Below are 11,513 nucleotides of genomic sequence, written 5' to 3'. Positions count from 1 at the left end.
TGCTGGCGGCCGGGATTTCAAATCCTGTGACTCATGTGACTGTAGCGACACGCTCGGGCCAGTGTCCCCCGAACGCCCGATCCGTGTTCGCGTCGATGGCCTCGCAGAGCTCCTCCACGGGGGCCTCGAGCACCTCCGCCATGAAGCGGACGGTGTGCGGGATGAGGAACGAGGCGTTCGGCTCGCCGCGGTGCGGCATCGGCGTGAGGAAGGGCGCGTCGGTCTCGACGAGGATGCGGTCGCGCGGCGTGATCCGCAGTGCCTCGCGCAGGTACTCGGCGTTCTTGAACGTCACCGTGCCGGCGAACGAGAGGTACGCGCCTCGCTCGACGCACCGCTGCGCGAAGTCGGCGTCGCCGCTGAAGCAGTGCATGACGACGCGCTCGGGGACGCCCTCGTCGTCGAGGATCGCCAGGACGTCGTCGTGGGCGTCGCGGTCGTGGATCACGAGCGTACGGTCGTGACGCTTCGCGATGCGGATGTGCTCGCGGAAGCTGTGGTGCTGGAGGGGGCGCAGGTCGGCGCCGGTGCGGAAGTAGTCGAGCCCGGTCTCCCCCACGGCCCGGGCGACCGGATCGGCGGCGAGCCGGTCGATCTCGGCGAGGTCGGCCTCGAGGGTCTGGCTCCGCGCGGCGTCGTTGGGGTGCATCGCCACGGCGGCCACCACGCTCGGCTGCGCGCGGGCGACCTCGACCGCCCACCGCGAGCCCTCGAGGTCGCAGCCGACCTGGACCGTGCGGGTGACGCCCACGGCCGCGGCCCGGTCGAGTGCCTCGTCGACGGGGATCAGCGCCCCGCCGCGGATGCGGGTGTCGAGGTGGCAGTGGTTGTCCACCACGGGACGCGGCAGCGGCGCGGGCGCCTCGGGCCAGCCCTCGGTGAGCGACACCGGCTCAGGCCTCGGCGAGGTCGATGCGCGGGAACAGCGACGGCACCTTCGTGATCGTCGCACCCTCGGGCAGCCGGCCCCACTGCGCGACCTCGTCGATCCGCTGGTCGGCCAGCGCTCCCAGTGCGGGCTCCGCGCCGAGGGACTCCCACAGCGAGGTGGTGGCCTTCGGCATGACCGGGTGCAGCGTGACGGCGAGGACCCGCAGGCCCTCGGCGGCCGTGTGGAGGATCGTGCCGAGGCGCTCGCGCTGCGACTCGTCCTTCGCGACGGCCCACGGCTGGGTCTCGGTGATGTAGAGGTTCAGCGCGTCGACGATGCGCCAGATCGCGGCGAGGGCGTCCTGCGGCGCGATGCGCTCCATCGCCTCGTCGGCCTCGGCGACCGCGGTGGCGACGGTGTCGACGATCCGCTGCTCGGCGTCGCCCAGCGGGCCGGCCGCGGGCAGGATGCCGTCGAAGTACTTGCCGATCATGGCGGCCACGCGCGAGGCCAGGTTGCCGAAGCCGTTGGCGAGCTCGGCGTGGTAGCGCGCGCCGATGTCCTCCCAGGAGATCGAGCCGTCGCTGCCGAACGTGAGCGCGCGGGTGAAGTAGTACCGGTAGGCGTCCGAGCCGAACGTGCCGACGATCTCGGTGGGGTGGATGCCGTTGGCCTTGCTCTTGCTCATCTTCTGGCCGCCGACGAGCAACCAGCCGTGCGCGAACACGCGGTGCGGGACGGGCAGCCCGGCGGCCATCAGCAGCGCGGGCCAGATGACGGCGTGGAAGCGGACGATGTCCTTGCCGACGAAGTGCACGTTCGCGGGCCACAGGTCCTCGAACCGCTCGTCGTCGACGCCGTAGCCGGCCGCCGTGACGTAGTTCAGCAGCGCCTCGATCCACACGTACATGACGTGCGAGTCGTCCCACGGCAGCGGGATGCCCCAGTCGAACGTGGAGCGCGAGATCGACAGGTCCTTGAGACCGCCGCGCACGAACGCCAGCACCTCGTTGCGCGCCGACTCGGGCTGCACGAAGTCGGGACGCTCCTCGTAGAGCGCGAGCAGCCTCTCGGCGTACTGGCTCAGCGGGAAGAAGTAGTTCTCCTCGGTGACGTGCTCGAGCCGGCTGCCGTCGAGCGTGGAGACCTTGAAGCCCTCGTCCTCGCCCTCGCCGTCGGCGACGTACTCGTCGGCGACGAACTCCTCGGAGCCGACGCTGTACCAGCCGGAGAACTCGCCCTGGTAGACCTCGCCGCGGTCGTGCAGGTCCTGCCAGAACGCCTGGGCGCCCTTCTCGTGGCGCGCCTCGGTGGTGCGGATGAAGTCGTCGTTGGCCGCGTCGATCGTGCGCAGCATCGGCAGCCACTCGTTCTCGACGAGGCGGTCGACCCACTCCTGCGGGGAGACGCCGTTGGCGTCGGCCTTGCGCAGCACCTTCTGGCCGTGCTCGTCGACGCCGGTGAGGTACTGGACGCGCTCGCCGCGCTGGCGGTGCCAGCGCGTGATGACGTCGCCGATCGTGGTCGTGTAGCCGTGCCCGATGTGGGGCGCGTCGTTGACGTAGTAGATCGGCGTCGTGGCGTAGAAGGTCGGCTCGGGCACGAGTCCGAGTCTAGTGAGCGCGCCGACACGCCTCGGACCGCCCGGCGCGGGTAACGGGAATCACCCCACTCGACTCTGGGGCAACCCCGGGTGACGCTGGAGACTGGAGAGTTGGGCCACCTCCACGGCCCGGGAGCGAGAAGCATGAGAATCGAAGCCATCGCCACGTCCGTCGACGGCCCGCACTCCGCGGTGCTGGAGCCGACGTCGGCCACCATCGAGACCGGCACGGTGACCATCGTCGACGGACCGCCCGGCACGGGCCACACCGCGTTCAGCCTGCTGGTGGGCGGCCGCCTGGTCCCCTCGTCGGGGCGGGTCCTGATCGACGGCGAGGCCGACGGGCAGCGGCTGCGCGACGTGGTCGCGCTGGTCGACGTGCCCGACGTCTCCGAGCCGGACGACGTCGTCTCCCTCGCGACCACGATGGGCGAGGAGCTGGCGATGGCGCGGCGCCCCGCCGGCCGTGCCGACGTGAAGGAGTGGCTCGACGAGCGTGGGGCGGCGCAGTGGCGACGCACGCGCGTGGAGGACGTTCCGGCCGACGTGCGCCTCGCGCTCCTGGCCGACGTCGCCGCCCGACGGCCGGGCGTGGAGGCACTCGTCCTGTGCTGCCCCGACCGCTACGGGGCCGACCCGCACGCGGCGCTCGGCGTGGCCCACGAGCTCGCCGACCGCGGCCTCGCGGTCTGCCTCCAGCTGACCACCAACTCCCTGCGCAACGTCAGGGCCTCGCACACGACGCTCGGAGCCGTCCGGTGACCGCGCTGCGGCTCGCGCTGAGCGAGCTCCGCCGCCTCACCGCCGGTCGCATGCCGCGACTGGCCGTGCTCGCGATCGTGCTGATCCCGACCATGTACGCCTCGCTCTACCTGTGGGCCAACCACGACCCCTACGGCAAGCTCGCGACCGTCCAGGCCGCGCTCGTCGTGGAGGACGTGCCCGCCGAGAGCGACCAGAGCGGCACGGTGCACGCCGGTCGCGACGTCGCCCACGACCTCGTCGAGGACGGCTCGTTCGACTGGCAGGAGGTCGACGCCGACGCGGCCGCCGCGGGCGTCGAGGACGGCACCTACCTGTTCGCGCTCACCATCCCGCGCGGGTTCTCCACCGCGCTCGCCTCGACCGCGGACTTCGACCCCGCGCAGGGCACGCTGATCCTCACGACCAACGAGGCCAACAACTACCTCTCCTCGACGATCGCCGAGCAGGTCCTGACGAAGGTCAGCTCCTCGATCGCCGCGAACGTCAGCGAGCGCGCCGCGTCGTCGTTCCTGCTCGGCTTCTCGACCCTGCACGACCAGCTGAAGAAGGCCGGCGAGGGCGCCGAGACCCTGGCCGACGGGCTCGTCGACGCTCACGACGGGGCCCTGCGACTGACCGACGGCGCGAGCGACCTGGCCGACGGCGAGGCGCGTCTCGTCGACGGCCAGCAGCGGCTGAGCAGCGGTCTGGACGACGCGGCGACCGGTGCCGGCCGGCTGGCCGACGGCTCCGGCGATCTCGCCGACGGCGCCTCCGAGCTGGCGTCCGGCGCCCGCCGGGTGGCCGACGGCACCGAGCAGCTGGCCACCGTGGCCGACCGCGTCGCCGACGCCGCCTCGCAGGCCAGTGGCGACCTCGACCGGGCCCGCGAGGACATCGCCGAGCGCCTCGCCGGGTCCGGCCTCACGCCCGAGGAGCAGGCGGCCGTGCTCGCCACCCTCGACGACCTGCGCCAGCCGCTCGACGAGCTGGGCGAGCGGGTGCAGACGACCACCGGCCAGATCGACCAGCTGGCCGACGGGGCCGATCAAGTGGCCTCGGGCGCGGGCGAGCTGCGCACGGGCGCGAACCGCCTCTCCGCGGGCGCCGGCACGCTCCGCGACGGCCTCCGGACCGCGCAGAGAGGCAGCGCCGAGCTGCTCGCCGGCCAGCGCGACGCCCAGGCGGGAGCCGAGCAGCTGGCCGACGGGGCCGGCACCCTGGCGTCCGGCCTCGAGAGCGCCCGCGACGGCTCGCGCGAGCTGGCCGACGGACTCGCCGACGGCGTGCGGTCGATCCCCGACCTCTCCGAGCAGCGCCGCGACGAGACCGCCCGGACGATCGCCTCGCCGATCCGCACCGAGGACGTCGCGCAGGCGTCGGCCGACAGCTACGGCGCCGGCCTGGCCCCGTTCTTCCTGGCGATCGGCGCCTGGGTGGGCGGCTACGTGATGTTCCTGCTGGTGCGGCCGCTGTCGAACCGCGCGATCGCGGCCCGCCAGTCCCCATGGCGCACGGCCCTCGGCGGCTGGCTCACGCCGGCCGTGCTGGCCGCGGCCCAGGTGCTCATCATGCTCACGGTGGTGATGTCGGTCGTCGGCATCGACGTGCTGAGGTCCACCCAGGTGGCGCTCTTCCTACTGCTCGTCGCGGCCGCCTTCGTGGCGATCGTCCACGCGCTCAACGCCTGGCTCGGGCCGGTGGGACAGCTGCTCGGACTGGTGCTGCTGGTGCTCCAGCTGGCCAGCGCGGGCGGCACGTTCCCGTGGCAGACGCTGCCGCCCACGCTGCAGTCGATCCACCACGTGCTGCCGATGACCTACGCGATCGACGGCATCCGGCACCTCATGTACGGCGCGAGCCTGGACTCGCTGCCGCGCGACATCACGGTACTGGCGGCCTACGTCGTGGGAGGCGTCGCGGTCTCCGCGGCCGCGGCCTACCGGCGCCGGATCTGGCGCGTCTCGCAGATCAAGCCCGAGATCGCGCTCTGAGCCTCAGCGGTCGCGCAGGCGCGGCGCGAGGTCGCGCTCGAACAGCTCGAGGAAGCGCGTCTGGTCGTGGCCGGGCGCGTGGAATACGAGGTGGTTGAAGCCCCAGTCCACGTACTGGCCGATCATCTCGGCGACCTCGTCCGGGTCCGAGCCGACGATCCAGCGCTTCGCGATCTGCTCGATCGGGAGCGCGTCCGCCGCCTTCTCCATCTCGACCGGGTCGGTGATGGAGTGCTTCTGCTCGGGCGTCAGCGACAGAGGCGACCAGAAGCGCGTGTTCTCCAGCGCGGCGTCGAGGTCGGTGTCGTAGGACAGCTTGATCTCGATCATGCGGTCGGCGGCCTCGGGGTCGCGACCGGCCTTCTCGGCGCCCTCGCGGAACGCCGGCAGCAGCTTCTCGGTGTAGAGCTCGGGACCCTTGCCCGACGTGCAGATCGAGCCGTCGCCCATCCGCCCGGCGTACCGAGCCACGACCGGACCGCCCGCCGCGACGTAGACCGGGATGGGCTCGTCGGGACGGTCGTAGATCGAGGCGTCGTGCGTGGAGTAGTACTCGCCCTCGAACGAGACGCGCTCGTCCGACCACAGCTCGCGCATGAGGCGCACCGACTCTCGCAGCCGTGCGAAGCGCTCCTTGAACTCGGGCCAGTCCTGCTCGCCGGCGCCGCGGAAGCCCGTGGCGATCTCGTTGAGGGCCTCGCCCGTGCCGACGCCCAGCACGATCCGCCCCGGGTAGAGGCAGCCCATCGTGGCGAAGGCCTGCGCGATGACGGCCGGGTTGTAGCGGAAGGTCGGCGTCATCACCGAGGTGCCGATGACGACCGAGTTGGTCCGCTCCCCCACCGCGGTCATCCACGCCAGCGAGAACGGCGCGTGACCGCCCGTGTGCCGCCACGGCTGGAAGTGGTCGCTCGTCCAGACGGACTCCATCCCGTGCGCCTCGGCGGCGACGGCGTACTCGACGAGGTCGCGCGGGCCGAACTGCTCGGCGGACGCCTTGTATCCCAGCTTCAGCGGCTGCGGCATGTCATGACTCCTTCGTGGCGTGGGCGGCGGCATAGACCACCTTGCGGGAGATCCCGGTGCGCCGCGCGACGTCCGCGACGGCGTCCTTCGTGCTCAGTCCCTCGGCGCGGGCCTCGGCCACCAGCGCGGCGAGGTCGGTCTCGTCGAGGTCGGCGGGGGCGGGCGGCTCGCTGCCGCTCACCACGATCGTGATCTCGCCGCGGACCCGCTCACCGTCGCCCGCCCACGCGGCGAGCTCGGACAGGGGGCCGCGCACGACCTCCTCGTGGGTCTTGGTCAGCTCGCGGCAGACCGCGGCGGGCCGGTCGGCGCCGAACGCCTCGGCCATCGACTCGAGGGTGGCGGCGGTGCGGTGCGGGGACTCGAAGAACACCATCGTGCGCTGCTCGCCGGCGAGGGCGCCCAGCACGCGGGCGCGCTCGCCCGGCTTGCGCGGCGGGAAGCCCTCGAAGCAGAAGCGGTCGACCGGCAGGCCCGAGACCGCGAGCGCCGTCAGCACGGCCGACGGGCCGGGGATCGCGGTGACCGGGAGGTCCTCCGCGACCGCGGCGGCCACGATCCGGTAGCCGGGGTCGGACACGCTGGGCATGCCCGCGTCGGTGACCAGGACGACCGTGGACCCGTCGCGCAGGTGGTCGAGCAGCTCGGCGGTGCGCTGCTGCTCGTTGCCCTCGAAGTAGGAGACGACCCGGCCCGGGACCTCGACGCCGAGGTCGGCCGCCAGGCGACGGAAGCGGCGGGTGTCCTCGGCGGCGACCACGTCGGCCGTGGCGAGGGCGTCGGCCAGCCGGCCCGACGCGTCGGCCACCGTCCCGATGGGCGTCGCGGCGAGGATCAGCACCCCTCGATCCTGCCACGGACGCGCGCCCGCGCCGGTCGGCCGTCGCCGCCGGAATGTAACTGCGAGTTCAGAACACTCTCCCGCCGGGCGCCCCGTCTGGCTAGGGTGTGCGGGTGACCCTGCTCGACCGGATCAGCCTGCGCGCGTGGGAGTGGATCGGCCCGATCGCCATCGCGCTCGTCGCGTTCGCCCTGCGGATCTGGAAGGTCGGCAGCCCGAACTCGCTCACCTTCGACGAGACGTACTACGCCAAGGACGCGTGGGGGCTGATCCACGGCGGCTACGCGCGCGACGCCGTCGAGGACGCGAACGGCCGCATCATCAACGGCGAGACCGACGTCTTCACGCAGGACCCCACGTGGATCGTCCACCCCGACGGCGGCAAGTGGCTCATCGCGTTCGGCGAGAGGATCTACGGCCTCACGCCGCTGGGCTGGCGCTTCGCGGCCGTCGTCGTGGGCTCGCTCATGGTGCTCGTGCTCGCGCGGCTCGTGCTGCGACTCACCGGCTCGCTCGCACTGGGTTGCGTGGCCGGGCTGCTGCTGACCCTCGACGGCCTGCACTACACGATGTCGCGCATCGCCCTGCTCGACATCTTCCTGGCGTTCTGGATCCTGTGCGCGGTCGCGTGCCTCGCAGTCGACCGCGACTGGCTGGGTGAGCGGCTGGCGCTCGACAAGCGCTACTACGCGTGGCGGCCGTGGCAGCTCGCCGCCGGCGCGTGCTTCGGCATGGCCGTCGCCACGAAGTGGAGTGGCCTCTACGTCCTGGCCGCGTTCGGCCTCACGGTCGTGATCTGGGAGGTCTGGGCCCGGGGCCGGGTCGAGTCGGTGCAGGACGCCGTCGTCCGGGTGTTCCGCGTGGGCCTGCCCGCGTTCGGCTGGCTCGTCGGCGTCGCCCTCGTGGTCTACCTGTTCACCTGGACCGGCTGGCTGCTGCACCACGACGTCTTCGAGGCCCGCTTCGGCAACGGCTACGGCGACGAGCCCGTCTGGGGCAGCGTCTCCGACCCCACACGCGGTCCCCTCGGCGGCCTCATCGACGCGTTCCGCTCCCTCTGGTCGTTCCACGTGATGACCTGGAACTTCCACACCGGCGACTACCTCGCCTCGAAGTCCCACCCCTACCAGTCCAACGCGTTCGGCTGGCTGATCCAGTGGCGGCCCACGAACGTCTCGTCGAACTTCGACATCGCCGCCGACGTGTGCGGTGCCTCCGCCGACTCCAAGTGCGTGCGCCAGGTGCTCACGCTGGGCAACCCCGCGATCTGGTGGGTCGGCACCCTCGGCCTGGTCACCGCGCTCGTGGCGTGGATCCGCAACCCCACGTGGCGCTGGAGCCTGCCGCTCGTGGGCGTCCTGGCCACGTGGGCGCCCTGGTGGATCACGTCGGGGCGCCCGATCTTCACGTTCTACGCCATCGCGATCGTGCCGTTCATGATCATCGCGCTGTGCCTGGTGTTCAACGCGATCCGCCGCCGCATCCCCGACCGCTACTGGTGGCCGGGCCTCGCGGCCTACCTCGGCGTCGTCGCCGTCACGTTCTGGTACTTCTTCCCGATCCTGGCCAACCGGATCATCACGTACGACCAGTGGCGCGAGCGCATGTGGTGGGACCGCTGGATCTGAGACGATGCGCTGCACCGCGACATGAGAGGTCGTGGAGGCAAGGATCGAGACGATGGCCGGACCGGCCCAGGGCGAGGGGTACGACCCACCGCTGAGCGACACGGCGCTGCTGGCGCGTGCGCAGGCGGGCGACGCGTTCGCGTTCGGCACGCTGTTCGACCGGCACGTCAGCGCCGTCTACTGGCAGGCGCACCGCGTCGTCGGTGACGCGAGTGAGGCCGAGGACGTCTGCCAGGACACCTTCGTCACGGCGTGGCGTCGCATCGGCGACATCACGATCGTCGACCGCTCGATCCTGCCGTGGCTCATGGTCACGGCGCGCTACACCGCACTGAACGCCGGACGGAAGCGCGCCCGGCTGCGCGCCGTCGACCTGGAGCACGAGCCGGCCGACCCCGGTGCGGATCCGTCCGGCCACGTGGAGGAGGCAGCGGTCGCGGCGGCCATCGACGCGGCCGTCGCGCGCCTCTCCCCCGTCGACCGGCGGCTGTTCGAGCTGTGCGTCGACGGCGACCTGACCTACGAGCAGGCGGCCGCGGAGCTGGGCGTGACCCACGGGGCCGTCCGCAACCGCGTGTCGCGACTGCGGGCCCGCCTGCGCGGCGACCTGCGAGAGGAGCGTGCCCGATGACCGGGACGGAGCTGCCGGTGCTGGAGCCGGAGCGGATCGAGCGGATGCGGGCGAGCGTCATGGCGGCGGTCACCGCGGACGCGGAGGAGGTGCGGCGGCGGCGTCGCCGCGTGCGGACGGCGTTCGCCGGTGCCGCGGCCGCGGCGGTCGTGGTCGTCGGTGGGGTCGGCGTGGGGCTGGGTGGGCTCGCCGGAAGCACCGGGGGCTCGGACTCGATGACCTCGAGCGACTCGGGCGCGGCGGAGGGGCCGACCTCGCGTTCCGATGCAGGCGGGGCGGAGTCCGACGAGGACGTCGCCCCCGACGCCGAGCTGCCGACGAGCAGCACGGTCGTCACCACGGGATCGATGTCGGTGGAGGTCGACGACGTGCGCGAGGCCGTCACGGCCATCCGCGTCTTCGTCGCCCAGCGCGAGGGTCGGATCGACGGCGAGAGCCTCGAGAGCGGCGCGGAGGGCTCGGCCACGCTGACCGTGCGCGTCCCCGCCGGGGCCGTCGAGGCGCTGCGGCGCGAGCTGGACGAGATCGGCGGACCCACCTCGGTGCTCCTGGAGCGCACCGACGAGGCGGCGACGATCGCCGACGTCGACGCGCGGATCGCGTCGCTCGAGACCTCGATCCGGCGGCTGCGCGCGATCATCGCGGAGTCCTCGTCGACACGGGACCTGCTCGACGCGGAGGCCCAGCTGACCCAGCGCCAGAGCGACCTCGAGGCCCTGCAGGCCCAGCGGCGGGTGCTGCGCGACCAGACCTCGCTCGCCACGATCGAGGTGCTGGTGACGCCGCGGGACACCGCACGCTCGGTCGAGCCCGGCGAGGGCTTCGTCGGCGGCCTCACGCGCGGCTGGAACGGCCTCGTCGCCACCGTCGACGCGATCGTGGCCTTCGCCGGCCTGGTCACGCCCTGGCTGGTCCCGGTGGGCTTCGTCGCCGCGGTCGTGCTGTGGCTCCGCCGCAGGGCCCGTTTCTGACGAACGATGAGGCATTCGGCCCCGCTGGGGGTACCCGAATGCCTCATCGTTCGTCCGACCCCCGGGACGACGCCACCCCTGATGTGGCAGCGTGAGCCACGACACGGGCGAGCGGCGCCCGGGACGACGGAGGTACGCGATGAAGCTCGGACTCAGCCTCGGCTACTGGGGCCAAGGACAGCCGCCGGGCCAGGCCGAACAGCTGGCGCTGGCCGAGGAGCTCGGCTACGACTCGGTGTGGACCGCCGAGGCCTACGGGTCCGACGCGCTGACCCCGCTCGCGTGGCTCGGCGCCTCGACCTCGCGCATCAAGCTCGGCACCGGCATCGTGCAGATGTCCGCCCGCACGCCCACCGCCACGGCGATGGCCGCGATGACCCTCGACCACCTCTCGAACGGCCGCATGATGCTGGGACTCGGCGTCTCGGGCCCGCAGGTCGTCGAGGGCTGGTACGGCCAGCCCTACCCGCGCCCGCTGGCGCGCACGCGCGAGTACTTCGACGTGCTGCGCCAGACGATCGCGCGCGAGCGGGTCGCCCACGACGGCCCGCAGATCCAGATCCCCTACCGCGACGTCTACGGCCTGAAGTCCACCGGCCTGGGCAAGTCGCTGCGCTCGACGCTGCACCCCTTGCGCGAGCAGATCCCGCTGCTGCTCGCGGCCGAGGGCCCGAAGAACATCGCGCTGTCTGCCGAGATCGCCGACGGCTGGATCCCGTTCTTCTACTCCCCCTGGGACGCCGAGTTCGCGCACACCGCGCTCGAGGAGGGCTTCGCGAAGCGCGCCCCCGAGCGGCTTCCGCGCGAGCAGTTCGAGATCGCCTGCCCCGTCCAGGTGATCGTGTCGGACGACCTCGAGGCCGCGGCCGACTTCATCCGCCCGTTCATCGCGCTCTACGTGGGCGGCATGGGCGCGAAGGGCGCGAACTTCCACTTCGACGCGGTCGCGCGCCTGGGCTACGAGGAGGTCTGCTCGAAGATCCAGGACCTCTACCTCGAGGGTCGCAAGGAGGAGGCCACCGCCGCCGTCCCGCTCGACCTCGTCGAGAAGATCGCGCTGATCGGCCCGAAGGAGAAGATCCGCGACGACCTCGCCGCCTGGCGCGAGTCCGTCGTCACGACCCTCACGATCGGCGGCAACGCCGACACGCTTCGGATGATGGCCGAGCTCGTCCTCTGACTCTCCCTCTCGCAGACTGAACGA

Annotated in this window: 10 protein-coding genes; 6 read left to right on the top strand and 4 right to left on the bottom strand. The window is 72.4% G+C overall.

What is annotated here, in order from left to right:
* Positions 1-31: 31 nt before the first annotated feature.
* Both ACK99Q_RS07625 and metG read right to left on the bottom strand, forming a co-directional pair.
* Complete coding sequence (locus ACK99Q_RS07625) at positions 32-889, bottom strand: TatD family hydrolase (RefSeq protein ID WP_410185547.1); 858 nt, start codon at positions 887-889, stop codon at positions 32-34.
* Positions 890-893: 4 nt separating this feature from the next.
* A complete protein-coding gene (metG, locus tag ACK99Q_RS07620; RefSeq protein WP_410185546.1) occupies positions 894-2,474 on the bottom strand; it encodes a methionine--tRNA ligase in 1,581 nt (526 codons plus the stop codon).
* A gap of 144 nt (positions 2,475-2,618) precedes the next feature.
* On the opposite strand from metG, the gene ACK99Q_RS07615 reads away from it, so the two are divergent.
* Both ACK99Q_RS07615 and ACK99Q_RS07610 read left to right on the top strand, forming a co-directional pair.
* A complete protein-coding gene (locus ACK99Q_RS07615; RefSeq protein WP_410185545.1) occupies positions 2,619-3,236 on the top strand; it encodes a hypothetical protein in 618 nt (205 codons plus the stop codon).
* Positions 3,233-5,212, top strand: coding sequence for a YhgE/Pip family protein (locus ACK99Q_RS07610; protein WP_410185544.1), 1,980 nt, complete (start codon positions 3,233-3,235; stop codon positions 5,210-5,212). Before ACK99Q_RS07615 ends, ACK99Q_RS07610 begins: the two co-directional genes overlap by 4 nt.
* A gap of 3 nt (positions 5,213-5,215) precedes the next feature.
* Here the strand turns inward: ACK99Q_RS07610 and fgd are convergent, their stop codons facing one another.
* Both fgd and rsmI read right to left on the bottom strand, forming a co-directional pair.
* The gene (fgd, locus tag ACK99Q_RS07605; protein WP_410185543.1) at positions 5,216-6,238 is read right to left on the bottom strand and encodes a glucose-6-phosphate dehydrogenase (coenzyme-F420); all 1,023 of its coding nucleotides are present in this window, start codon (positions 6,236-6,238) and stop codon (positions 5,216-5,218) included.
* 1 nt (position 6,239) lies between these two features.
* A complete protein-coding gene (gene rsmI, locus ACK99Q_RS07600) occupies positions 6,240-7,079 on the bottom strand; it encodes a 16S rRNA (cytidine(1402)-2'-O)-methyltransferase (protein ID WP_410185542.1) in 840 nt (279 codons plus the stop codon).
* Between the two features lie 113 nt (positions 7,080-7,192).
* Here rsmI and ACK99Q_RS07595 point away from each other — a divergent pair, with 113 nt between their 5' ends.
* The 4 genes from ACK99Q_RS07595 to ACK99Q_RS07580 all read left to right on the top strand — a co-directional run bounded on the left by ACK99Q_RS07595 (position 7,193) and on the right by ACK99Q_RS07580 (position 11,489).
* A complete protein-coding gene (locus ACK99Q_RS07595) occupies positions 7,193-8,707 on the top strand; it encodes a dolichyl-phosphate-mannose--protein mannosyltransferase (protein WP_410185541.1) in 1,515 nt (504 codons plus the stop codon).
* A gap of 52 nt (positions 8,708-8,759) precedes the next feature.
* Positions 8,760-9,338: an RNA polymerase sigma factor gene (locus ACK99Q_RS07590; RefSeq protein WP_410185540.1), complete on the top strand. Its 579-nt coding sequence runs from the start codon at positions 8,760-8,762 to the stop codon at positions 9,336-9,338.
* Positions 9,335-10,309, top strand: a complete 975-nt coding sequence (locus tag ACK99Q_RS07585) for a DUF4349 domain-containing protein (protein WP_410185539.1) — start codon at positions 9,335-9,337, stop codon at positions 10,307-10,309. Before ACK99Q_RS07590 ends, ACK99Q_RS07585 begins: the two co-directional genes overlap by 4 nt.
* Before the next feature lie 139 nt (positions 10,310-10,448).
* A complete protein-coding gene (locus ACK99Q_RS07580) occupies positions 10,449-11,489 on the top strand; it encodes an LLM class F420-dependent oxidoreductase (protein WP_410185538.1) in 1,041 nt (346 codons plus the stop codon).
* Positions 11,490-11,513: the final 24 nt, after the last annotated feature.

Origin of the sequence: Aeromicrobium sp. MLTX1 (assembly GCF_046452335.1) — a bacterium.
Taxonomy (GTDB): domain Bacteria; phylum Actinomycetota; class Actinomycetes; order Propionibacteriales; family Nocardioidaceae; genus Aeromicrobium.
The sequence above is the reverse complement of the archived record's forward strand: the minus strand, read 5'-3'. Positions and strand labels throughout refer to the sequence as shown.

Coding starts and splice junctions, on each gene's coding strand:
- ACK99Q_RS07580 (WP_410185538.1), top strand. CDS start 10,449: ATGAAGCTCGGACTCAGCCTCGGCTACTGGGGCCAAGGACAGCCGCCG.
- ACK99Q_RS07590 (WP_410185540.1), top strand. CDS start 8,760: ATGGCCGGACCGGCCCAGGGCGAGGGGTACGACCCACCGCTGAGCGAC.
- fgd (WP_410185543.1), bottom strand. CDS start 6,238: ATGCCGCAGCCGCTGAAGCTGGGATACAAGGCGTCCGCCGAGCAGTTC.
- ACK99Q_RS07615 (WP_410185545.1), top strand. CDS start 2,619: ATGAGAATCGAAGCCATCGCCACGTCCGTCGACGGCCCGCACTCCGCG.
- ACK99Q_RS07585 (WP_410185539.1), top strand. CDS start 9,335: ATGACCGGGACGGAGCTGCCGGTGCTGGAGCCGGAGCGGATCGAGCGG.